The sequence below is a fragment of the Shewanella sp. HL-SH4 genome (genome assembly GCF_051164845.1).
Taxonomy (GTDB): domain Bacteria; phylum Pseudomonadota; class Gammaproteobacteria; order Enterobacterales; family Shewanellaceae; genus Shewanella; species Shewanella glacialimarina.
The window spans coordinates 3,400,269-3,425,297 of record NZ_CP195037.1; the positions used below are offsets into that span (position 1 = coordinate 3,400,269).

Here is a 25,029-nt window from a genome sequence, read left to right on the forward strand (position 1 = left end):
TTATGGTTTTTTACGCAGCCTTACTTTAACCGCATCTGCAGTTAACAGAGCTTCGAAGTCTTTTTCAGGCACAGGTTTACTAAATATATATCCTTGTATTTCCTCACAATTAAGAGCTTTTAAAATATTAAGCTGAGCGGCCTGCTCTACGCCTTCTCCTACCACAGTTAACCCCATGTTGTGGGCAATAGTAATAATCGAATCGACCATTTTTAAGTCGCGGTCAGATTTGTCTATATCGTCGACAAATGATTTGTCAATTTTTAAGCAATTGATTGGAAAGCGCTTAAGATAAGATAATGATGAATAACCTGTACCAAAGTCGTCTAAAGCAAGGCTAACGCCCATTTTAGCGAGTTGTTGCATCACTTTTATGGCATTTTCAGGGTTTTTAATTACGGTTCCTTCGGTGATCTCTAACTCTAAATGGTGAGCCGGTAGCTTGGTAAGCCGTAAAATTGACTCTATTCTTTGCTGTAAATCTGGGAGAGCAAATTGACGTGACGATAAATTGACGGCAACGCGGCCACTAAATAAGCCTTGCTCCAACCACTTCTGCGCAGCAAAACACGCTTTACGCAACACAACATCACCAATCTCAACTATTAAGCCGTTTTCTTCAGCAAGTGAGATAAAATCATTAGGCGGAATAATGCCATGTTTAGGGTGGTTTAATCTGACGAGTGCTTCCATACCTGCTAAGCAATCATTTTTTAAATCGACTTTAGGTTGGTAGTAGACTTCAAAAAAATCTTCCTTTAATGCTTCACGAATTAAATTTTCAACTTCTAGTTGTCGTAATGCATTCTGATTTAGAGACTCAGAGTAGAATTGATAGCGGCTACCACCGGCAGATTTCGCATGGTACATGGCAATATCAGCTTTGCGTAACAACGCTTGCTCGTTTTGCTCATCTTCTGGATAAAGTACTATGCCAACACTAATACCTAGCACCAAAGAGTCCCCATTAATTTCAAATGCGGGTTTTAGTGATTGAATAATGTTAGAGGCAATCATGGCACTAGAGCCAATATCGGGGTTCTGGTCAATAAGTAATGCGAATTCATCACCACCCAGTCGATATAAACTGGCATGACTTGGGATTGAAGTTCTAATGCGTTCTGCAACAGATATAAGCAACTCATCACCGACTTGATGCCCTAGAGAGTCGTTTATGCGTTTAAAATTATCTAAGTCTAATACCATCAAAGTATGGTGAATATCTTTCTTCACTAGGTTGTTTAAAGTTACTTGTAAACTTGAGCGATTTGGTAAGCCAGTGAGTAAGTCGTTGTTAGTTAATTTACGTAATTCTTCTTCTTGTTGTTTACGGCGGGTGATATCTGAAAAGACGCCCACATAATGACTTGTTTCACCTTGCTCGTCATACATAGCATCTATGGTTAATTCCATTAAAAAGAAGCTACCATCACCTTTATTGGCTTCTATTTCACCATTCCAACGTCCTTGTTGACGTAATGCACTTCTAATTTGCTCTGAATAAGAATTAGGATAACGAGTAAACTCAAGTTGCTGCTGTAAAAATTTATCGTGACTACACTGTGCGATCTCGCAGCATGCTTCGTTAACTTCAACAAATACATAATCTTGGTTGAGAATGAACATTCCCTCTGAAATATTTTCAATTGCGCGCGCAAAAAGTTTAAGCTGTTCTTCAACTTGTTTAATATTATTAATGTCTTTAATTGTTCCAGTCATACGAACTGGATGATCTTTCTGGTCGCGTTCAACGATTTTGGCTCTGTCTAAAATCCACATCCATTGGTCATTGCGACCCTTTACTCGATAAGCGATTTCGAAGTGATCTGTGATACTGCTAAAGTGATCATTAAGGGCTTTTTGCACTCTAGGTTGATCTATAGGATGAATATTACTTTCTTCGCCAATTTTACCTGAGCGATGTCCATCTTGAGGGAAGTCTAGTGTACCCCAAATATTGGAGCGAAATATTTTTCCGCTTTCTATATCCCAGTCCCACATTTCATCGCCGCTGCCCCAAAGTGAAAGTTTAAGACGCTCTTCACTAAGTACGATTTGTTTTTGGATTTCTTGACGGCGCAAAATCGCTTTGGTTATGAGTATTAAAATAGTCAGCATAATTAGGCTATAAATTATTTTTGCCTTTAATGTAAGCCACCATGGTGGTGTTATTGTTATTTCAATATTCTTTGTAAGGGTTCTTTGTCCCGTTGATTTATCAACCGCATATACACCAAAAATATATGTTCCATGTGGGACATTAGTATATGTGGCTGTATTAGTGTTTTTATTTGGTAGCCAATCATTGTCTATCTCATTTAAAATATAATAGAAATCGAAATTAACTCTATTTTTTCCTATAATATTATATTCGATGCTAAAAGGGTATTCAGAATGCTTAAGTTGAATTTTATTTTGATACTTTATGGCTTTGTCTAAATTTCTTGAACCTATAGTTATTGGTTCATTGAATATGGAAAGGTTTTGAATGGTCACTTCGTTTATTGAATTTTTATGTTCAAAAGCCTTATCTAGGTTAAGATATGTCAACCCATAAGGGCCGCCAATAATAATCCCATTCAAATATTCTAAATTTGACTGCGTACTATAGTCAGGAAGTATGCCATTTTTTTGTGTTAATTTTAACTTTTGATTTTTCTTTAAGTTTATTAAATTAACTTCCATATTAGAAGGAGCAACTATTATATCTTCAATTATATCTATGGAGTAAATGGTTTTCTCTGTTTTCAATATCTCAGATACGACTTCTTTTTGTAAGTCCAAAGATAATATCCCAGTCCTTGAACCGAAAATTAACTGATTGTTATATTGGTTTAAACTTGCAACTAACTCTTTGTTATAGATGTTTTTTATTATACCATCTTTAAACTTGAGCAACCCTTTCTGTGATGCTATATATAAATTCCCATCAATAGATACAAAGTCATAAATAGGGTGGTTTGTTCTTGTGTCAATAGTATCAATTGATTTGGTTATAGGGTTGATAGTTAATATTTTTCCATCAAAAGTCGCAGCAACAATAAATCCTAAATTGTTTTGTTTTATTTTCATGATGTATTCTGACGTTAACTTTTCTTTCTCTTGTGTATCTAAATTAACTTGGTATAAACCTTCAGGTGAACCGACGTAAATAAATTTTTTGTTTGCATAAATACTTTTGTGACCTTCGGCGAACTCTACTTTTAACTTTGTTTCATTATTAAATTTTTTGTCAAAGTAAGTTATCTCTTTTTTATTGCTGGCTATGAATAAGTTGTTTTCATTTGATACGATTGACCAAATGTTCCTTATATTATTATTTATTTTTTTTGCGATATTTTTTTCAAGTGAATATACATTTATCCCATCAGTGAAGTTTGATGTGAATAGTTTGTTTTTAGTGGAGAAAGTCGTTATTTGGTTATTTTCTTTCAGGTCGCTTTTGAATTCGCCAATAATTGTTTTTTTTATTTCATTGCTGTTTTGGCTAAGTTCAATAGAAATTACTTGGTTTTTAGTGAATAGAAGTAATGTATCGGCGAACGAAGTCGACGAAAGACTTAATGCATTTGTTTTGATAATGTTCTTTTTGTTTTTATATAATCCATTCTTTTCTAATGTTATGATTTCATTGTTATTTATTTCAAAGTCTAACGTCTTGCTTGAATGTAGTTTGATTTCATCTGAATATGTAAAAATATCTCCATCATAGTTTCGTATATATAATGTGTCTTTCGAGTTTCTTATTTTTTTTATTTCTTTAAATTTTTGATTTTTAATCAAATTAATTTCTTTCGAGAAGTCAGAGTTAAATATGTAAACTTCACTATTTAAGGCAATGTAATTAATTCCATTGTCATTATATATTGCCCATATTACTGAGTTTGATATGGGGTGATTGGGTTTCGCAAGAGAAAAGGTTTCGGTAAATTTGTTAAATATAGCTAGTCCTTTATCCGTTCCCACAATAAGTTGATTTTTATCATCAATCATTAGATTGCGGATAAAAGAGCTGGGTAGGCCGCTTCCATTATCTTCAGCATAAAAATGGGTGAATTCTGTGCCATCAAAACGGTTTAAGCCATTAACAGTACCAATCCAAATGTAGCCTTCACTGTCTTCAACTATGCTGGTTACTGTATTTTGAGAAAGACCATCTGCGACTGTGTATGAATCATAATTGAGAATAATATCTAGCTGTTCTTCGTTAAAGTCCGAAAAAGACATCGACATAGCGAATGATGCTTGAAAAAAAGCAAAAAGAAATAAGAGTAAAGATAAGATTTTAGGCATAATTTTTATTTTTCTTGTTCTCGTAGATGCCAAGTAGAAGCGTTGATTTGCCTACTTTTTCAGAATCCATGGGGTTTGTCAAAAGTCTGTTAACACAAATGAGACTAAGTGTTGTTTTTTTACCCTTCTTGAGCTGATGTAATTTTATACGAGTTAGTTGTTTTGTTTAACTAGTACTAAGTAATTAGTGATTTATACTCTACATAGTAATAAAGTTAGTTTTTTGTATGGTTTAAGTTGATGTTAAACATTTACAAAGTAATTTAATGTTAACAGACATAATCTCTAAAAGTTAAATTTTTCAGCAGCTTGCTTAAATGTTCTTAGATCTAGAATCATATTTTTAGATCCGAGTTGCTGTTGAGAATGTTGCTCACCACAACTGAATAAGACTAAGCGGTCACAATGCTTGCTCCGCATCTGTTGCATCATGAATTTGATTAAGTCTGCTCTGGTGAGTGTTTCGACTTTTGCGGCAACATTTTCACGTTGATCAAATTGATAATCCCTATTACCTAGACTAACCCAATAGCGCTGTCCACGGGTTTTGAGATTAGAATCGTGTTCCATAATTTGGCTAATTAAACCCTGTTTAGTACTTTCCCATTGTTGATTGGTTATTTGCATTACCGCATAGCTAAAGTCGGCTATAAACTCATCAATGGCTTCAAGCAAAACTCGGGGACCAGTAGAAGGGGATTGGATATAAAAAATCAGCCCAGGATGTCTGTTGAGTGGTAGGTAACCTGTGCCTACCATGTAACCTAATTGCTGTTTTGTACGCAGTTCATGAAAAAAGGTTGATGACATTGTATGGTTTAATAAACTGAACAGTGCCATCTTATCTGTCGTTGCTTCACTAGATTGATAATAAACAATAATAGCACTGTCTTGATGCTGGATTGCTTTCTCACGTAGCAAGGTACCAACACCTTGTAAGTTAACTAACTCTCGTGATGATTCATGGCTAGGTTTTGTCACCAGGGACAATAAGTGTTGTAATTTCTTACCCAATGCTTGAGCTTCTGACACTAACCAATCACCGTAGACTAGACCTTCCAGATAGATTTTTTCATAAAATTCACTTACATGATTATGAAGTTCATCTAAGGTAATTGTTTCAAGCTCTTCTGCCATTCTTACCGGTTCAAAACTACGCTTTTGTAATGTGACTGTTAAGCTGGTAAATAATTGCGAGATAGGTTTTGCTTGAGCAACATTATTCCAGCTTCTTAAAATCTGCTTACGGATCATGTTAAAGCGTTCTTGGGTAAATTGTCGCTCACGTCCTTTATGAATAATCAACGCAAGCAAGGTTTCTTGGTTACCCGTAAACCCTGTGAGGTGGAGGGTAATGCCACCTTGATGCGGGTAAATATTATAATTCAATCCAGCAACTTCAGCCTGATAGGTTGACTCAGTTAAGTAGTCTAGCAATAGCTCAACATATAAACGGGTTAAGGTTGCATGACGAGGTGACATACTGGCTTTTTGTGAATCAAGTGATAAGTAAAGGTGCCCTTTGGGCACATTAAACTCGTCATCTTTTCTATGCCAAATTCTATAGCCTTCGCCTTCAGCAACTACCACAGGTACTGGATGTTGACTTGCCTCATTTCTTGACTGCGGATCGGGCACAATAAATGGATTAGCCTGGGGCAGTTTTAAAGCTTGTCTAATCTCAGTTTGTTGCCAATATGCTAATCGCGATAACTCAATATTCGATACCTTGTAAGGTGTGTGATACCAAGCCGCTTGCTTGTCGGTATCAAGATCTTGGGCAACAACCTGCAAGCGCATATTGAGCGGATGCATTAATTCAAGTAGCGACTGTGCTTCAGCTACATCCAAGTTATCCATTCTATAATCACCATAGACCACATCCTCAATATCATAGTGATGCATGTTAATGCTGAGGTGGCTGGCGAGATCTAATGCTTTAATTTGTTCTTGAAACCGAAAAGCGGTGTTTAATAAATTAGCGCGTTCTTGATAACGCCAATCTTCAAGTCCATGTATTTTGATGAGTTGGATATATTCAAAAATACATTTTACGACTTCATCAATAGCATTAAAACCTTGATCAGTTAACTGAATACTGACTGAGTAATCTTTAAAGTTAAACCCATTGATGCCACCGCCAGCTGATAAGTTATTAGCTAAGCCTTGCTCTTTTAAGTAAGACAACAAACTCCCTGGACTTTCATTGCCTAACAGGTGGCTTATGAAGGTTAATGGTTTGCGTTTATAGAATTGGTCAATTCCGGGTAGTGCAAAATTAACACTGATTCGTTTTTGTTGTTTTAAAGGGATAATTGAAATCTGTTTTAGGCGTTCAGCATCTGTAATCAGTGATTCAGAAGGATAGTGTTTACTTACACCTCGATTGACGATGCCTTCAAAATAGGTTTTAGCCCATAATTCTGATTGGTCCAGTGAAGCAGGCGAGACCAAACACAGAGTCATAATATTTGCGCAATATTGCTGCTGATAAAACGACAGTAGTTCTTCGCGTAATTCAGATTGAGGGCCGGCTAATGTAGCGAGATTACCCACTGAAAATTTAGAAAAAGGGTGGGCTTGGTTAGTGGTCTCTTTTTGCACCTGATATACACGGCGAATATCGTCTTTTAGCTTTAAACTATACTCGGACTCAATAGCATGACGCTCTCTATCGACCAATTCGATATCAAATTTAGGTGCAATAAAAAACTGACTGAAGCGATCTAATGACTCTTCAAAAACATCTGCATTAATAGTGTAAAAAAAGTTTGTTTGTTCAGTGCCTGTCCAAGCATTGTTATTACCGCCATGCTGATTAATAAAAGCATGGTACTCACCTGAGTCAGGGAACTTTTCTGTCCCTAAAAATAGCATATGTTCTAAAAAGTGTGCCATACCTGGGCGATCGGCAGGATCATCAAAGTGACCAACTTGAACAGCCATAGAAGCTGCAGCTTGGTTGGTTTGCACGTCTTCAACCAGTAATACCCGAAGTTGATTCGATAAGCGGATATAACGGTATAAACGATGATCATTTTGACTTGCATGTATTGCTGGAAAATCGGACAAGTGAAGGCTCCAAGTAACGGTTCTAGTTACATATTGATATTGTTATCGGCTTTTAGCAAATAACTCGTCAAACTTTATGACCACTATCGACTAAAGTTGAGTTAATTTTTGTTTGGTGACAGTTTCGCAAGTGCTTTAATGACGCTACAATTGACGTATTAGTAAAATAAGATTGATAATGAGTTAAGTATGCAGCTATTTTTGATGCGCCATGGTGAAGCCAGTTTTGATGCGCCATCAGATCGTGAAAGGATGTTAACGCATCACGGACGTTACCAAACCGGCCAAATGGCTAACTTACTCAATAGTCGTATTTCTCAGCTTGATTTAGTTTTAGTCAGCCCTTATTTGCGCGCCCAACAAACGTGGCAAGTCGTCAGTAAACACTTACCTAAAGCAAGAAAATGCGTTGTGCTAGACAATATTACCCCTTCAGGAGACCCTAAAATGGCCGCTGATGCTATTTTAGCTTATGCACAGCAATATAAAGCAGACACTGTGTTAGTGATTACTCACATGCCGATAGTGGGTTTTTTGGTGAGTGAACTAGTTGCGGGATTAGAACCGCCTATTTTTGCCACCTCTGCTTTTGTACAAATTGACAAACATTCTGAACAAGCAAGTTTTGTGGGCATGAATTACCCTAGTGGGGTTTAACGTCTATTTCTGCAAAGTTACAGTGAATGATAGGGCTGTTCATCTTGAAAGATTAATAGCCGATTATCTCTCAATCTATCTTCGATGTGGCTGATCGCCAATATCAATCAAAATCAGTAGTGCAGCATCACCGCCCCATTCTTTAGGTGCTTGATGAAAAGCCTTTACTTTGGGGTGTTGTGCTAACCACATAGGCAGCTGCTGCTTTAATATCCCCATACCATATCCATGCATTACACTGCAGCAAATGCTGTTTTGCTTTACGCATGCTTGAATAAGAGCGGCAAGCTCTAGTTTGGCTTCTGATTGTCTTAATCCATGCAAATCAAGCAATAGGTCTGGTACGTAATCGCCACGGCGTAAACGTTTTAACTCTATTTTATCAACGCCGTCGTTCGTCCAGCGCATTGGCCCTGTGACGGGCAATAACGGTTGATAGGTGTCAGAAAAGTAGCTACTTGAATGAAGCTGTAGCTCTTTTATTTCCACTTGCTGTTTGTTTTTTACGGGTTGTTTAAAGTGATGGGCTTGTTGCTTAAGGGGTTTTATCCCGGCAACTAAATCACTAAACGACTCGAAATCAGTGATATTTTTGTCATTCATGGCGATATTGTATTGAATTCTAGCCCATCTTAATAGACATCAGTTACAATGCAGCAGAACTATTTTTTAGGAGTGTGTTTTGGATAAAATTTTTGTAGATGAAGCGGTAACCGAGTTACGTACTATTGGCGATATGCTCCGTTGGGCTGTTAGCCGTTTTAATGACGCCGGAATTTTTTATGGCCATGGTACAGATAATGCTTGGGATGAAGCCATTGCATTAGTTTTTCATGCATTACACCTACCGGAAGAAATAGGCCAGCAAGTTATTCAAAGCAACCTAACCAGTAGCGAAAAACATAAAATAGTTGAGCTGATTATTCGCCGTGTTCGTGAACGATTACCGGTTCCTTATTTGACTAATAAAGCCCATTTCGCAGGATTAGAGTTTTTTGTTGATGAGCGTGTGTTAGTGCCACGTTCACCTATTGCTGAAATGATTAATAATAATTTCAGCCCTTGGTTATACAACAAACCAGTACATCGTATTATGGACTTGTGTACTGGCAGCGGCTGTATTGCCATTGCCTGTGCTTATGCTTTTGAAGATGCTGAAGTTGATGCGCTTGATATTAGTGAAGATGCCCTAGAGGTGGCGCAAATTAATATCGAGACGTTAGGCGTGTTAGATCGTGTTTTCCCAATTCAGTCAGATATGTTTGCAGCGATTGAAAAAGGGCCACATTACGATTTGATCGTATCTAATCCTCCTTATGTTGATGCCGAAGATATTGATGATATGCCAAGTGAATATCATCACGAGCCAGCGATTGGTTTAGCATCGGGCCGTGATGGATTAGATTTAACCAAGCGTATTTTAGCTAACGCCGCTGATTACTTAACCGAGAACGGTTTATTGGTGGTTGAAGTGGGTAATTCTATGGTGCATTTAATGGAACAATTCCCAGATGTTCCTTTTATGTGGGTCGAGTTCGAATTTGGTGGTGATGGGGTGTTTGTATTAACCCGTGATCAGCTAGTTGAAAATCAATCACTTTTTGCCATCTATAAAGATAGTGAATAATCATGTTGTAATAGTGTAGCATTACATTATTCAGTTTTTTATTGGTAAAGGGATCGAGACGTATGTCAGGAAACAGTATTGGGCAAAACTTTGTCGTCACCACATTTGGTGAAAGTCACGGTGTGGCACTTGGGTGTATTATTGATGGTTGCCCGCCGGGGCTAGAATTAACCGTTGAAGATATGCAACATGATCTTGACCGTCGTCGTCCCGGCACATCACGCTATACAACAGCACGTCGAGAAGCTGATGAAGTGCGTATTTTATCTGGGGTGTTTGAGGGTAAAACCACAGGGACTTCGATTGGTTTATTGATTGAAAATACCGACCAACGTAGCCAAGACTACTCCAATATAAAGGACTTATTTCGCCCTGGACATGCTGATTACACTTATCAGCAAAAGTATGGTCTACGAGATTATCGTGGTGGTGGACGTTCGTCTGCCCGTGAAACCGCGATGCGTGTTGCGGCTGGTGCTGTGGCTAAAAAGTATTTGAAAGCGGTGCATGGTATTGATATTCATGGCTATTTATCACAGCTGGGTCCGATTAGTGCTGAGTCAGTTGATTTAGCACAGGTTGAGCAAAATGCCTTTTTCTTTCCTGATGCGTCAAAGCTTGATGCACTAGATGAATATATGCGCGAGCTTAAAAAGTCAGGCGACTCTGTCGGTGCAAAAATTACCGTATTAGCTACAGGTGTGCCAGTGGGTCTTGGTGAACCAGTATTTGATCGCCTAGATGCAGATATTGCCCACGCACTAATGGGTATTAATGCGGTAAAGGGTGTTGAGATTGGTGATGGATTTGGTGTGGTGACACAAAAAGGATCTGAAGGGCGTGATTTGATGTCACCGCTTGGTTTTGAGTCAAATCATGCCGGCGGCGTATTAGGTGGCATATCTTCAGGCCAACCTATTGTGGCCAATATTGCCTTAAAGCCAACATCGAGTATTAGTGTGCCAGGTAAAAGTATGACTGCGCAAGGTGAGGTTGCCGATGTTGTCACTAAAGGTCGTCATGATCCCTGTGTCGGGATCCGCGCAGTGCCTATTGCTGAAGCTATGTTAGCGATTGTATTGATGGATCATCTATTACGTCATCGTGCTCAAAATCAAGATGTACACAGCCTAACACCCGTAATCGGAATGCGTTAAATGCCAACCAATTCTAGCCCTGAGTTTCAGCTTCGCTGGCTCAGGGCTTGTTATTTTTTCTTCTTTGCTATTCTTGGTGTTCTAGTCCCTTATCTTGGGGTGTTTTTTGACGCCCGTGGGTTTGATGCCCAAGAAATTGGTTCATTACTTGCCATACTCATGGCGACGCGGATTGTTGCGCCTAACCTTTGGGCTATAGTTGCTGATAGAACAGGGATGCGGGCAGGGTTGATCAAGCTAGGGGCTTTTTGTGCAGCACTGACTTTTATCAGCTTTTTCTTTGAAGGTGGTTTTTGGTATTTAGCGATTAGCTTGACCATCTATACCTTTTTTTGGAATGCCATTTTAGCGCAACTTGAAGTCATCACTCTTGAGACCTTAGGTGACAATGCCAATCAATATGGCGCAATTCGAAGTTGGGGCAGCGTTGGTTACATTGTTTTAGTTGTGCTTGCTGGCGTGAGTATCGAACGTTTAGGGGCTGAGGTGTTGCCGTATATTGGCATGGTGTTATTTATTGGATTATTAATATGTTCAATGCCGCTACCTTCAACTAAAGCCGCTGTGTTAAGCGGGTCAGAACGACCCAAATTACGGCTAGATAAATCAATCATTCTGTTTCTATTGTCAGCCTTGTTATTACAAATGAGTGTTGGACCTTTCTACGGTTTTTTTGTGCTCTATCTTAAGCAAGTTGGTTATTCAGAAACCTTCGCTGGGATCATGGTGGCCTTTGGGGTATTGGCCGAGATAGGCATCTTTTTATACGCTTCAAAATTGATTGGCAAATATGGTTTACGCCTGTTGCTTATTGTTAGTGTTTTGCTGACCTCTGTGCGTTGGTTAATTTTAGGGTATTATCCCGATGTGGTTATTATGCTGATATTTAGCCAAACATTGCATGCATTTACTTTTGGTTTGACCCATGCCGTGTCTATTCAATTTATTCATCGTCATTTTGGTATCCATCATCGCAGTACTGGCCAGGCCTTATATGCTAGCTTGAGTTTTGGAGTGGGTGGTGCGTTAGGAACTTGGGTTAGCGGCTATATTTGGGGCGATGGTAGTGGCGCTGCGCAAGTTTGGTTATTCGCAGCAACTTGTGCGATAGCCTCTGCCGTGGCCGTTATGTTTATTCCCGATATGAATGGTAAAAGCCAGCACAGCTGATGTTGTGGATTCAAATATAGATTAATTGTTTCATTCAACTGCAATTTATAGAGAAGGAGCCAATGTGAAGCCGTTTCGTTTAGGTTTACTCATTAACCCACTAGCAGGTTTAGGTGGCAGTGTCGGTTTAAAAGGGTCTGACGGTGTTGCCGAAGAAGCATTGGCCAAAGGTGCTGAGCCCAAAGCGCATTTGCGGATGCAGCAGGCGTTAGAGCTTGTGTCCGCTTATAAAGACAGAATTGAAATCGTTACTTCGTCGGGCAATATGGGCGAGGATTTGGCGGTTAAAATGGGCTTTAATACTCAGGTTGTGCATCACTGCGGTGATAATCATAATCAATCTAGTGCGGATCGAAGTGAAGTTAATAAAAGTACTCAAAGAGTATTAATTACCACACAGCAAGATACCCGTGACGCTGTAAAGGCATTATTAGATCAGTCACTGGATTTATTACTCTTTGCTGGTGGTGATGGTACTGCAAGAGATGTGTACTCTATTGTTGATGATGCTATTCCTGTATTAGGCGTACCTGCTGGGGTTAAAATTCATTCAGGCGTTTATGGCATAACGCCTAAGGCTTCGGGCTTAGTGGTTAAAATGCTGCTGGACGGTGAGTTAGTCAGTTTAATGACCGCTGATGTCATGGATATTGATGAAACGGCATTTAGGCAAGGCACAGTTAAAGCCAAACGATTCGGTGAAATGTTAGTGCCTGCTGAGCCGCGTTATGTACAAGCGGTAAAAATGGGCGGTAAAGAAACCGATGAATTAGTATTGGCCGATATCGCAGCCGATGTGATTGAATCTATGGATGATGAGATTTTTATCATGGGCTCTGGCAGTACTGTCGCGGCAATTATGGATGATCTTTATTTAGATAACACCTTACTTGGTGTTGATGTTATTCAAGACAAACAGTTAATTGCCACAGATGTAACAGCCCAAGAGTTGCTGCAGATAACAAACGGCAAATCAGCCAAGCTTGTGATCACCTTAATTGGTGGCCAAGGTCATGTGCTTGGAAGAGGTAACCAACAATTGTCACCCGCATTGATAAAACAGCTGGGTAAAGACAATATTTTGATCGTTGCCACAAAAACTAAGCTAAAAGCACTTGAAGGACGGCCATTAATTGTGGATAGTGGCGACCCAGAATTAGATGTAGCCCTTACAGGCTATTATAAAGTAATAACTGGTTACCATGATTACGTCATGTATCAAGTGGCTAACCCAGATTTGGTGGAATAAACCCATGTTAGAAAAGTATGATGTCGCGATGGAATCTTGGATACAAGAAACCGTTAGCAATGGTGATGATGATGCATTATTTGCCAGTGGTTACCTACAAGGCCATATTGCAGTGGTTTTAGCAAAACTTGAAGTGCAAGCTGATCAAGGTATTGATGCACTCGACAATCAAGTGATTCAGTGTCTTGCGCTGGCAAATGAAGAACTTAATGATGCTGATTATGTATTAGTTGCCCAAGCTTGGCAGCAATTACGCAGTCGTATTGTGTCTGCAGTAGCATAGTTAATGTCACTTACTATATTAGATGATAAACAGCTCGAAACAGCATTTGAGCAAGTATCTGCTCACGTTGCAATTGGGCTGGTTAATCCCAAAACCCCAGTGAATGTGGGCGGGATTATGCGCGCATCGGGTTGCTATGGCGTCAATCAAGTATTTTATACTGGTAGACGTTATGATTTTGCGGTTAAAGCGGATACTCAATATGAAGTTGATAAAAAGCAAGCTGCCAAAACCATTCCACTGAAAGGCGTTGAATCATTATTAGCCCAAGTGCCCAAAGGCAGTAAGGTCATTTGCGTTGATCTTGTTGTGGGTGCGATTCCATTACCACAATTCATCCATCCAGAGAATGCCTTCTACATTTTTGGCCCTGAAGATGGCACCATTCCCCAGCAGCTTATCGATGCCGCTGATGACGTAGTGTATGTGCCGACCAAAGGGTGTATGAATCTTGCTGCTTCAGTAAATGTGTTGCTCTATGACCGATTAGCCAAATCAACTGAGCATCAAACCGATGATAAGCTGATTATGAAAAATCGCGATACTAATAACCGCACCCGCGTGAAGCACTGGTTAAAGAAGTAACCAATAAGTAGGGTGTTTTGCTGTTAATCATCAAGGCACTTTGCTTTCTATGTTGTTTTAATTCCACGTTTTAGTTTTCTTACTTCATCCATAAATATCTATTTTTTATCTTCCTAAAAATCCGCAACAATCATCACTAACTCATTTTCCTAGCGAAGCTTAATCAGCGGTTTTCTTTTGGCGGGCATAAAGTGATAATCCAGACGAGTTGCTTTAAGGTTTTTTACTATTGTGATAATGAGATTTGAAAAAAAGAAAGGGTTGTGATCATAACTGAGATTAATAAATGGGTTGCGGGAGCTGGATTACTGTTAACAACAGAAGCGACGACCTTCGTAGGCTTATATAAAGAGTTGAGCCGGACGAGTTGCTTTAAGGTTTTTTACTATTGTGATAGTGAGATTTTTAAAAATAGAAAGGGTTGTGATTGTAACTGAGATTAATAAATGGGTTGCGGGAGCCGGATTACTGTTAACAACAGAAGCGACGACCTTCGTAGGCTTGTATAAAGAGTTGAGCCGGGCGAGTTTTTTAAGATTTTTTACTATTGTGATAGTGAGATTTTTAAAACTAGAAAGGGTTGTGATTATAACTGAGATTAATAAATTGGTTGCGGGAGCCGGATTACTGTTAATAACATAAGCGACGACCTTCGTAGGTAATAAGAGCTGAGCCCACATATCTACAAGCTAAACAACATTATTAAATTGGTTGCGGGAGCCGGATTTGAACCGACGACCTTTGTAGGTAATAAGAGCTGAGCCCGAAATATCTACAAACTAAACAACACTATTAAATTGGTTGCGGGAGCCGGATTTGAACCGACGACCTTCGGGTTATGAGCCCGACGAGCTACCATACTGCTCCATCCCGCGACTGTATTTGTTGCTTTTACTGGGTAATTTATTTGTTCATTAGTTATAAATTGGTTGCGGGAGCCGGATTTGAACCGACGACCTTCGGGTTATGAGCCCGACGAGCTACCATACTGCTCCATCCCGCGACTGTATTTATCACTTGCTCATCAAATTGGTTGCGTGAGCCGGATTTGAACCGACGACCTTTGTAGGTAATTAGAGCTGAGCCCGACATATCTACAAACTAAACAACGCTATTAAATTGGTTGCGGGAGCCGGATTTGAACCGACGACCTTCGGGTTATGAGCCCGACGAGCTACCATACTGCTCCATCCCGCGACTGTATTTGAATCGCTTTGTTTATCGTAATCATGTAATAAATGATTATTGGTTGCGGGGGCCGGATTTGAACCGACGACCTTCGGGTTATGAGCCCGACGAGCTACCATACTGCTCCACCCCGCGTCCGATAAACGCTGCTTTGTTGACTCGCATCCTTAAGAAAGTTTGCTGTGCCCTTCAAAGCGGAGCGAACTATAACGACTGACCTTTGGCTTTGCAAGCGTATTTTGAAAATATGCACCTGTTTGCAGGTAAAGTGCTCGGTTTGGTTGTTTAAATAGCGATTTATAGCCTTAAGGGCTGAAAGAGGAGGTTGTCTCATTAACGTTAGGCAATAGAAGCGCTACCAAATTAGATAAGTCGTTGGGGATATCCGTTTGAACAGGTATAATGCGCCTCAGAATTTATTGAGTAAAGATGACTAGCCAACCCATGTTTAATTTTTTTGCTGCCTCCCCGAAAGGGTTTGAATATAGCCTTGCTTGTGAACTGAAAGAATTCGGTGCGCAAGAGGTAAAAGAAAGTGTTGCAGGTGTTTATTTTTCTGCCCCCCTTGAACTCGCCTATCGGATCACTTTATGGACAAGGTTAGCAAGCCGAATTGTGTTGGTTATCTATAAAGGACCTTGTGAATCACCGGAGCAGTTATATAACGCAGCTTACTGTATTGATTGGCCGTCGCATTTTTCTAATAAGAATACCTTTAGTATCGATTTTCACGGTACCGGCGGTTTTATTAACAACACCCAGTTTGGTGCGTTAAAAATCAAAGATGCTGTCGTTGACCGTTTCCGTGATGATGGTGACAATCGTCCCGATGTTGAAAGGGTTAACCCTGATTTTAAAATTGATGCACATTTCCGAAATGGACAAGTCACTATAGCGATGAACTTTTCTGGTTCGTCTTTGCATCAGCGTGGTTACCGCTCGACTACCGGTGAAGCACCATTAAAAGAAAACTTAGCTGCCAATATGTTGGTCCGTTCAGGTTGGCAACAGCAACCTGTTACTTTATTAGACCCATTTTGTGGTAGTGGCACCATACTAATTGAAGCGGCGTTAATGGCTTGTGATATTGCGCCTGGTCTTAAGCGTGAACGCTTTGGTTTTGAGTGTTGGCGCAGCCATAACAAAACCATGTGGGCATCTGTTCTAGAAGAAGCTCACGCACGCGCAACCTTAGGTAAAAGCCGTTGTAACATTAAGTTTTATGGCTCTGATATCGATTCTCGTATCGTGTCACTGGCACAGCGCAATGCTGAAAACGCCGGTGTCGATGATCTTATTGAGTTTAATGTTACCGACGTACTTCAATTAACCCCACCTGAAGCGGAAGGTTTCTTAATTTCTAACCCACCGTATGGTGAGCGTCTTGGCAGTGTGACTGAGCTATTACAGCTTTACTATCAACTAGGCGACAAGTTCAAAAAAGAATTTGGTGGTTGGAAAGTGGCCATGCTGTGCAGTGATGTAGAGCTTATCTCATCACTAAAGCTTAAAGCCGATAAACAAATGAAAATGTTTAACGGTGCACTTGAATGTGTGTTTAACCTTTATACCCTGCATGCCACAGACACCCGTCGCATCGCGCCTGAGTTACCTGAAGGCGTCGATATTGTTGATATTGCCCCCGCGTTTTCTAATCGTATTAAAAAGAATATGAAGCAGTTAGAAAAGTGGGCAAAGAAAGAGAATATCAACAGCTACCGTATCTACGATGCTGATTTACCAGAATATAACGTTGCTATCGACAAATACGTTGATTACGTTGTGATTCAAGAATATTCAGCCCCTGCGACTATTCCAGAAGCGATTACTAAACGTCGTGTGAGTGATGTTTTACTGTCTTTACCTGGTGCACTAGGCATTAGTGCTGACAAAATTACCTTGAAAACGCGAGAGCGCCAAAAAGGCACTAATCAATATGAAAAGTTGGATGAGAAAAAGTTAGAAGTTATCACCCAAGAGTATGGCGCACGTTTCAAATTAAACTTAACCGGTTATTTAGATACAGGTCTGTTCTTAGACCATAGAGTTACTCGTAAACTGGTTGGTGAAAAGTCACGAGACCGTAATGTATTAAACCTTTTTGCCTACACCGGAACCGCCTCAGTTCATGCAGCATTAGGCGGTGCTAAATCGGTAACTACGGTTGATATGTCTAATACTTATATTAGCTGGGCGAAAGAAAACTTCAGCTTAAACCGCCTAGCGGGTAGACATTACCAATTTATACAAGCCGATTGTCTACAGTGGATTAAAGAAAATAGCCATAATAAATATGAGCTTATATTCATAGATCCGCCAACGTTTTCTAACTCAAAACGTATGGAAGATAGCTGGGACGTTCAGCGTGACTACGTCAATATGCTAGGTGATGCAATCAAATTGTTGTCTCCAGAAGGTGAAATTATCTTCTCTAACAATAAACGTAAATTTAAAATGGATACCGATTTACTCACCAAGATGGGCATGAATGTGGTCAATATTGATGACCAGTGTTTGCCGCTTGATTTTAAACGTAATCCTCATATTCACAATGTTTGGCTAATTACCCATGCCAAATGAGAGTGAATATGTGTTGTATCACACCGAAGGCTGTCACTTGTGTGAGTTAGCATTAGCTTTGGTTGAGCAATCTAAAATCAATTTTAAGCAGGTCGATATTTGTGAAGTTGCAGAGTTAGCCGAGCGTTATGGCACTTCCATCCCCGTGTTTGCTGATGGCCAGCGTGAAATATGTTGGCCTTTCAATGCGTCTGAATTAGCGCGATTTTTAGGAGAGTAGTGTGAGTCTTGTTCGAATTAGTAATGGCTCATTAGCCTATGGTTACACGCCATTATTGCAAAATGCCGATTTTACCATTGAACCCGGAGAACGGGTGTGTATTGTTGGCCGTAATGGTGCTGGAAAATCGAGTTTAATGAAAATTTTATCGGGTGATGTATTACTCGACGATGGCGAATTTAACATCACTAATAATGTTAATGTCAGTCGCTTACAGCAAGACCCTCCTAAAGCAGAAACAGGCACTGTTTATGCTTATATTGCCGCAGGTTTACAGGAAGTTGGTGAGGCATTAGAGAAGTATCATCAATTGTCTCACGACATCGCCGATGCATCGCCTGACGAAATGGATCGTATGCTAAAGGAAATGCAGCCTCTTCAGGACATTCTTGATCATAATAACGGTTGGCAGTTAGATTCTCGCATCATGCAAACCTGTGAACTACTTCGCCTAGATGCGGATAAGCCATTATCTGAATTGTCAGGTGGTTGGCAACGTAAAGTCGCGTTAGCGCGTGCGTTAGTCAGTGAGCCAGATTTATTATTACTTGATGAACCAACCAACCATTTAGATATCGATACTATCGAATGGCTTGAGCAGTTCTTAATGAGTTTTAAAGGCGCTATTGTGTTTGTCAGCCATGACCGTGGTTTTATTCAACGTATGGCGACTCGCATTGTCGATTTAGATCGAGGTGTGGTGACATCTTGGCCTGGTAACTATCAAACTTATCTTGATGGCAAGATTGAATGGTTAAGAGTTGAAGCTGAAAAGAATGCTCAATTTGATAAAAAACTGGCAGAAGAAGAAGTCTGGATAAGACAAGGTGTTAAAGCACGTCGTACCCGTAATGAAGGACGAGTGAGATCACTTGAAGCATTACGCCGAGAGCGAGGAGAGCGCTTAAATCGTCAAGGCAATGCCAAAATGGCCGTGTCAGATGGTCAACGCTCAGGTAAGTTGGTGTTTGATATTCTTAATGTTGATTACAACATTCCAGAGAAAAATTTAGTTAAAAACTTCAGCTCAACTGTCATGCGTGGTGACCGTATTGCCTTAATCGGCCCTAATGGGTGCGGCAAATCAACTCTAATAAAATTGTTAATTGATCAACTGCAACCGCAATCTGGTGAAATTAAAGTTGGCACCAAGTTAGAAGTGGCTTACTTTGATCAGTACCGTGAAGCGCTTGATCCTGAAAAAACCGTTGAAGAAAACGTCGGTGAAGGTAAAAGTACAGTAACAGTAAATGGACAAGATCGTCATATTTTAAGCTACTTACAGGATTTCTTGTTCTCGCCTATGCGTGCAAGAACGCCGGTTAAAGCTTTATCTGGCGGAGAGAAAAATCGGTTATTGCTTGCTCGCTTACTCCTACGTCCAGCAAACTTAATTATCCTCGATGAACCAACAAACGATCTTGATATTGAGACCTTAGAGTTGTTAGAGTCATTACTGACTGATTTCGAAGGCACCTTATTGATCGTCAGCCACGATAGAGCATTTATAGATAATACAGTGACAAGTAGCTGGTGGTTTACTGGAAATGGCCATTGGAGTGAGTATGTTGGCGGTTACCAAGATGCAGTATCCCAAGGTGCAAAATTTTATTCTGAGGAACCTGCGGCAGAAATCGTTGTCCAAGCTCCAGCGGTTAAAGAAGTGGCTCCAGTTAAGGCTGCTGAAAAGCCTGCAAAAAAGCTGTCTTATAAGATGCAACGTGAACTGGATGAGTTGCCAGCTAAGATGGAACAGTTAGAGCAAGAAATCGCATCTTTACAAGCAACGACGAACAATGCTGACTTTTATAATCAGCCACAAGATACGGTTAATAACGCATTACAGCTATTAGCGACAACCGAACAGAATTTAGAAAAATGTTTTGAGCGTTGGGAAGAGCTTGAATCATTAAAATAAAGAATAATAAAACAGGAATAGTTTACATGAAGTTAAAGTTAGACAGAGCCTTATCATTGGTTGCTATTGGTGTATTAAGCGTTATTGGCAGTACACAAGCAGCGCCTGTATATGAAATTGTTAATCTAGATGAAGACACCTATGATTTACGTGGTGCGCTGACAGGCACTCGTTCAGGTTATGCATTGGGTGTTGATAATAACGATGAATTAGTCGGTATTTCTAAAGGAAAAAAGAAGCTCAGCACTGAAGATATCGAAGGCGGCATCATTGATGTCGAAGACGGTATTGCGCCTGCCGAACAAATTACTTATTCAATTTATCAACCAATTGAAGCTAACAATTTTACTTTCACTGCCGCAGCTAATGCCGCCGAAGCATGGAAACCTGCTTTTTTTAGCATCGCAGGTACGACAGCTCCCGGCACGTTAGATGCGGAAGGCGAGCAAGTCGTCAATTCAGTGGATAGCTATTTTTACGGCATGAATAGCAGTGGTGTTAAAGTTGGATCCTTTAGTGCGCCAGAACAACAAATACCTTATGAAGGTACAATAGCAGATCAAGAATATTGGTATATTCGTGAGTTTGAGCTGCGTGGTGTTGCGGTGAACTCCATTAACAGTCCTGCAACTGAACTGTCTTTAGTGCCTCCTTATACCACCTTTACGCGTGAAGAGAGCGGTGACAAACCCGCCGCAACTGTTGAGTTAGGCGGTTGGTCATCGGCGTCAGCGGTTAATGAAAATAATATTGCAACGGGTTACGGCAGCACTGAGCTGGCTTCATTCAGTAAAGACCGAGTCAACCTTTGTATTGATAATTACAATCCAGATGCAGATAATCCATCACCTGTTGATGTTTGTGTTCAAGCAGATCAATACCCTATTAATAACCGTCGTAACATTCAATATCAAACCCGTGCCCTTGTGTGGGATTTAAATAATATTGATGCTGAAGGTAAGCCTTTAGTTACTGAATTACCTTTGGGGTTAACTCCAGGCGAGTCAACTTTTGTATTTACTGCCCAAGGTCTAGGTATTAATAGTCAAGCAGATGTTGTTGGACGCTCCCATGTTTATCGCAATGGGGATACTAATAATTTACGTCAAGATGCTGCTTTTTGGAAAAAAGATGCAAATGGTGTGTATCAATATAATTGGGTTGATTTTAAAGATAACGATATTTTAGCCTCAATGTCATATGATATAAATGATGATGGTTTAATGGTTGGTAGTTACCAAAAGTACATCGGCGGCTATCTACGTAGTAAGTTTTTCATTTTTGACACTAATAACACAACAGAGTTACCCGTCACTCCTGATGATTTTAATATAGGACTTTCAGATCTTAGTAGCAAAGCGAAAGACATTAATAATAAAGGTCAAGTAGTGGGTCAAATTGAAGTGACTTACGATAAAGAAAAACCTAGACCAAAAGCGGGTTTCTTATATAATCACGCAGACAAAGAATTTTTAAACATTAACAATCTTTTGGTTTGTGAATCAAAAGGTTATGAAGCTTCTGGTGATTCTTGGGCTCGTAAGAAAATCACTATTCAAGATGGTACAGGAGAAGAGTTAACTTACGATTCAGAATTTTATGTCGTTGAGGCTAATAGTATCAACGAAGATGGTACTATTGTGGGTACCGCATTTATTCGAAAACCACAGTATCAATTTGATCTTCTGGGTAACTTAATCATCAATGAAGAAAACGGCCTACCTTATTTTGCGCTAGACGGGAATGGTAATCCGGTTACATCTTATCTTCCTCGTATGGTGGTGTTAAAACCGACTAGCGGTGAAGCGTGTAGTTACACTGATGTACCAGAAGAAAAACCTTATGTGCGTCAAGGTGCAGCAAGTTTGTCATGGTTATTTGCGCTGCCACTATTATGGTTAAGACGACGCAAAGTCAAATTAGCTAAGTAAGCGTTAATCACTCTAGCAGCTTGTTGAACTCAGTTAAACGCTGATTTACGCTATGTGCTGATACTGTTATTGAGTAGACTATGAAACATAAAAAATCGAGAAAATATTCTCGATTTTTTTTATTTTTATTCTCAATATGTTAATTAACCTTCACTCTAAATGATGATTTTTTTGTGTTGATATTGTTTGAAAAACGAGCTATTCCTATTTGTCTGGCTTGTTTAATACAACGGGTTTTAAGTATAGCGAGTCAGTTTAATCACAAACGAGGACGCTTACATGAAAAGACAAAAAAGAGATCGTTTAGATAGGGCTTTTTCAAAAGGGTTTCAAGCTGGGATAGGAGGGCGCTCTAAGGAATTGTGTCCCTATGCTGGTTTAGACCCTCGGTCGCAATGGCTTGGTGGTTGGCGTGAAGGCATTGATGGCAGGTTGAATGGGCTGTTTAATAAATGATCTGAATCATTTGTGGATTATATAGACCAAAAAATGCCCTCACTTTGAGGGCATTAACATCGTCAGGTAATTAGACTTTTTGAGATCATTTATAATCAATTCTAAATGAGTTAGAAAGTAGAAGTGTCGCTAAACACACCCACTTTTAAGTCTTTCGCTGAATAGATTTGACGACCATCCACTTCTAATGTGGCATCTGCAATACCCATAACCAATTTGCGATGAATAGTGCGTTTAATATTAAGTCTGTAGGTCACTTTCTTTGAATCAGGTAAAACTTGTCCTGTAAATTTAACTTCACCGACGCCTAATGCACGGCCTTTACCATCAGCGCCTTCCCAGCCCAAGTAAAATCCAACTAATTGCCACATAGCATCTAAGCCTAAGCAACCTGGCATAACAGGGTCAGTGATAAAATGGCAATCAAAAAACCATAAGTCTGGATTGATATCGAGTTCAGCAACGATCTCGCCTTTACCAAATTCACCGCCATTATCATTAATAGTGACAATGCGATCCATCATTAGCATATTGTCTACAGGTAAACGTGGGCGATTAGGACCGAGTAGATTGCCGTGACCACATGCGATTAGTTGTTCCTTGGTAAAACTGTTTGCTCTTTCCATTTTTCTCAATACCACTAGAATGACTTTTTGATGCAGACAAGATAGCGAACACGTGTAAGCTAAACAACTCCGATCACTAAATAATACCTAATTTTGCTAATATTTTTGCAAAAAAGTTAAGTTCGACCTCGTCTCCATGTCCTGCAAGACGATCGAGTCGTTGTTGTACCATACCGTATAAGGTTTCTGGTGGAAAATCATTATCTTCATTTGCTACACCAGCAGGGATAGTCATCAATAATTCAACAGCTTGATCCATGTGCTCAATGGCGTAAATATGAAACTTTTCCTCGGTAATGGCAGCTATTACCTCTGGTTCAAGGTTTAATTGCAAAATATTCGCTTTAGGAATAATGACACCTTGATCACCCGTTAAACCTCGGCGAGAACATAAATTAAAGAAACCTTCAATTTTTTCATTCACGCCGCCGATAGCTTGTACATTACCAAATTGGTCTAATGCACCTGTGACAGCTAAAGATTGTAAAATCGGATGTTCTGCAATGGCAGACATTAAGCAGCAGTACTCAGCTAATGAAGCACTGTCACCATCAATTTCTTGATAAGATTGCTCAAATACAATATTGGCATTTAAATGAAGCGGCGCATCACGGCCAAATATGCGATATAAACAGGACGAAAGGATCATCATGCCTTTTGTATGAATATTGCCTCCAAGCTCAGATTTTCTTTCAATATCCGCAATTTCTCCATCACCATAGTGAACTGATGCGGTAATACGGGCAGGTTCTCCATATGAGTAGTCGCTCGTATCGATAACCGTTAATGCATTGATTTGCCCAACCATAGCCCCTTCGGTAGGGAGGTTAATAAAGTTATCATCAAAACTTTGGGCTGAATAAATTTCTGAACTATTGTGACGAAACTTGAGTTGCTGTAACGCTTTAGCCACAGCATTACTGTTTATACCATTACCCTGTTTGTTACTTGGCAGGCTAGGAATAAAAGCCTTAGCTTGAAGCATTAAAGATCGCATGCCTATCATGTTCAGACTTAATCTTTGTTGATGCTCAATGAGTCTAGAACTGTACCAAAGTAACGGTAATATGCTTGATGTTTCAAGCACTACGCCTTGTTTATTGGCTAATGTCGCTAACCACTGCACATATTGCGTTTCTGAATGTTTGGTTAAATCTAACTCATAACTGATTTCAGCTAATATTGGAAAATGCTGACTAAATAATCTGTCTTCACTTTGTAAGTGACTAAAAGAGATACCCGAGCCCACTAGTATAATTTTGCAGTTTAATGGAATAGGGGCTAAATCTTGATTAATACGATACTCACCATCAGAGAGAATTTGTAACAACAACTCCCATAGACCTTCGCGCTTCCAAATTGACTGCAAACAAATAAACACAAAATGATTGGATGCTAATGCCCCTGCTTTATATTGGCTATTTTTATCGGTCTTTTGCATTTTCCCAATCAGGTCATTACGTCTTATAGGACCTTGTAAATAACAAAACAATGATTGTTGTTTAGCGATTGTGCCAACATTTTCAGGGGGACGCTGCGGCTGCCATTTAAATTTAACCGGCTGGAGATCTTCTGTTGATTTTGTTGCAACTAGGTATTGATCCGCAGGAGTATCAGCCTGTGTACATAATGCTTCAATAAAATCGACACGGTCCACGCCTGGGAAATCAGCTAGAAACAGATTTTGCCCACTCACTTTATTCATTAATTTAAAGCTATCAACAACTCTATCCTGACCCAGCAATAAGTGACTTGGATAAAAAGTACTTGGTACCTCTTTAGGTACATGAAATTGTGGTGCCAGTTTGGCACTAGGAAGCAATGTTAGATTCATAAATTAATAAGTGGACGATATACTGGAAAATAATGACTCAAATAGTAGCATAAAGTGCTGTAAAGTCTTTAAATGAATCGTCTAGCAAGTTAACTGTTATAAAGGGATGTAAGCCCAAGTAGGGCGGTTTTGCCCCTTTTTGCATAAAAACACATCATAGTGGTCAAATGGTAAACATTTAGA

The 25,029-nt window shown here is 39.7% G+C and carries 17 protein-coding genes and 4 tRNA genes; 12 read left to right on the forward strand and 9 right to left on the reverse strand.

The features are described from left to right. Together ACRWQL_RS15965 and ACRWQL_RS15970 are read right to left on the reverse strand one after the other, a co-directional pair. Positions 1-4,293 carry an EAL domain-containing protein gene (locus tag ACRWQL_RS15965; protein ID WP_434951005.1) on the reverse strand — a complete coding sequence of 1,431 codons (4,293 nt, stop codon included), beginning with the start codon at positions 4,291-4,293 and terminating at the stop codon, positions 1-3. Positions 4,294-4,578: 285 nt separating this feature from the next. After that, positions 4,579-7,365, reverse strand: coding sequence for an insulinase family protein (locus ACRWQL_RS15970; protein ID WP_434951007.1), 2,787 nt, complete (start codon positions 7,363-7,365; stop codon positions 4,579-4,581). Between the two features lie 189 nt (positions 7,366-7,554). On the opposite strand from ACRWQL_RS15970, the gene sixA reads away from it, so the two are divergent. Continuing rightward, entirely contained in the window at positions 7,555-8,022 is a 468-nt protein-coding gene (gene sixA / locus ACRWQL_RS15975; protein WP_434951009.1) for a phosphohistidine phosphatase SixA, read from the forward strand. Positions 8,023-8,097: 75 nt separating this feature from the next. Here the strand turns inward: sixA and smrB are convergent, their stop codons facing one another. Then, positions 8,098-8,625: an endonuclease SmrB gene (gene smrB / locus ACRWQL_RS15980; protein ID WP_226414271.1), complete on the reverse strand. Its 528-nt coding sequence runs from the start codon at positions 8,623-8,625 to the stop codon at positions 8,098-8,100. 79 nt (positions 8,626-8,704) lie between these two features. Here smrB and prmB point away from each other — a divergent pair, with 79 nt between their 5' ends. The 6 genes from prmB (at position 8,705) to ACRWQL_RS16010 (ending at position 14,093) form a co-directional block, all read left to right on the forward strand. Then, positions 8,705-9,649: a 50S ribosomal protein L3 N(5)-glutamine methyltransferase gene (gene prmB / locus ACRWQL_RS15985; protein WP_226414274.1), complete on the forward strand. Its 945-nt coding sequence runs from the start codon at positions 8,705-8,707 to the stop codon at positions 9,647-9,649. 62 nt (positions 9,650-9,711) lie between these two features. Then, complete coding sequence (gene aroC / locus ACRWQL_RS15990; protein WP_434951011.1) at positions 9,712-10,806, forward strand: chorismate synthase; 1,095 nt, start codon at positions 9,712-9,714, stop codon at positions 10,804-10,806. Then, positions 10,807-11,976 carry an MFS transporter gene (locus tag ACRWQL_RS15995; RefSeq protein WP_434951013.1) on the forward strand — a complete coding sequence of 390 codons (1,170 nt, stop codon included), beginning with the start codon at positions 10,807-10,809 and terminating at the stop codon, positions 11,974-11,976. 64 nt (positions 11,977-12,040) lie between these two features. Then, a complete protein-coding gene (locus tag ACRWQL_RS16000) occupies positions 12,041-13,225 on the forward strand; it encodes an ATP-NAD kinase family protein (RefSeq protein ID WP_434951015.1) in 1,185 nt (394 codons plus the stop codon). Between the two features lie 4 nt (positions 13,226-13,229). Beyond that, on the forward strand, positions 13,230-13,508 hold the full coding sequence (locus ACRWQL_RS16005) for a YfcL family protein (RefSeq protein ID WP_226414285.1): 279 nt from the start codon (positions 13,230-13,232) through the stop codon (positions 13,506-13,508). A gap of 3 nt (positions 13,509-13,511) precedes the next feature. Further along, positions 13,512-14,093, forward strand: a complete 582-nt coding sequence (locus ACRWQL_RS16010) for an RNA methyltransferase (protein ID WP_434951017.1) — start codon at positions 13,512-13,514, stop codon at positions 14,091-14,093. A 798-nt stretch (positions 14,094-14,891) separates the two neighbouring features. Here the strand turns inward: ACRWQL_RS16010 and ACRWQL_RS16015 are convergent. From ACRWQL_RS16015 to ACRWQL_RS16030, 4 genes are all read right to left on the reverse strand, one after another. After that, a tRNA-Met gene (locus ACRWQL_RS16015) sits at positions 14,892-14,968 on the reverse strand. Positions 14,969-15,019: 51 nt separating this feature from the next. After that, positions 15,020-15,096 (reverse strand) — tRNA-Met (locus tag ACRWQL_RS16020). Between the two features lie 117 nt (positions 15,097-15,213). Next, positions 15,214-15,290: transfer RNA gene (locus ACRWQL_RS16025), tRNA-Met, on the reverse strand. A gap of 49 nt (positions 15,291-15,339) precedes the next feature. After that, positions 15,340-15,416 (reverse strand) — tRNA-Met (locus ACRWQL_RS16030). A 309-nt stretch (positions 15,417-15,725) separates the two neighbouring features. Between ACRWQL_RS16030 and rlmKL the strand changes: the two genes are divergently transcribed. The 5 genes from rlmKL to rmf all read left to right on the forward strand — a co-directional run bounded on the left by rlmKL (position 15,726) and on the right by rmf (position 22,386). Further along, positions 15,726-17,861, forward strand: a complete 2,136-nt coding sequence (rlmKL, locus tag ACRWQL_RS16035; protein ID WP_434953406.1) for a bifunctional 23S rRNA (guanine(2069)-N(7))-methyltransferase RlmK/23S rRNA (guanine(2445)-N(2))-methyltransferase RlmL — start codon at positions 15,726-15,728, stop codon at positions 17,859-17,861. Continuing rightward, positions 17,851-18,081 (forward strand): glutaredoxin family protein, encoded by a 231-nt coding sequence (locus tag ACRWQL_RS16040; protein ID WP_434926724.1) that lies wholly within the window; start codon positions 17,851-17,853, stop codon positions 18,079-18,081. The genes rlmKL and ACRWQL_RS16040 overlap by 11 nt, the downstream gene beginning before the upstream one ends. 1 nt (position 18,082) lies before the next feature. Beyond that, positions 18,083-19,999, forward strand: a complete 1,917-nt coding sequence (locus ACRWQL_RS16045) for an ABC transporter ATP-binding protein (RefSeq protein ID WP_434951019.1) — start codon at positions 18,083-18,085, stop codon at positions 19,997-19,999. Positions 20,000-20,025: 26 nt separating this feature from the next. Continuing rightward, a complete protein-coding gene (locus ACRWQL_RS16050) occupies positions 20,026-21,930 on the forward strand; it encodes a DUF3466 family protein (RefSeq protein WP_434951020.1) in 1,905 nt (634 codons plus the stop codon). Between the two features lie 279 nt (positions 21,931-22,209). Then, on the forward strand, positions 22,210-22,386 hold the full coding sequence (rmf, locus tag ACRWQL_RS16055) for a ribosome modulation factor (RefSeq protein ID WP_226414298.1): 177 nt from the start codon (positions 22,210-22,212) through the stop codon (positions 22,384-22,386). Between the two features lie 110 nt (positions 22,387-22,496). Here the strand turns inward: rmf and fabA are convergent, their stop codons facing one another. After that, on the reverse strand, positions 22,497-23,012 hold the full coding sequence (gene fabA / locus ACRWQL_RS16060; protein WP_434931477.1) for a bifunctional 3-hydroxydecanoyl-ACP dehydratase/trans-2-decenoyl-ACP isomerase: 516 nt from the start codon (positions 23,010-23,012) through the stop codon (positions 22,497-22,499). 76 nt (positions 23,013-23,088) lie between these two features. After that, complete coding sequence (locus ACRWQL_RS16065; protein WP_434951022.1) at positions 23,089-24,846, reverse strand: S16 family serine protease; 1,758 nt, start codon at positions 24,844-24,846, stop codon at positions 23,089-23,091. Between the last annotated feature and the right edge of the window lie 183 nt (positions 24,847-25,029).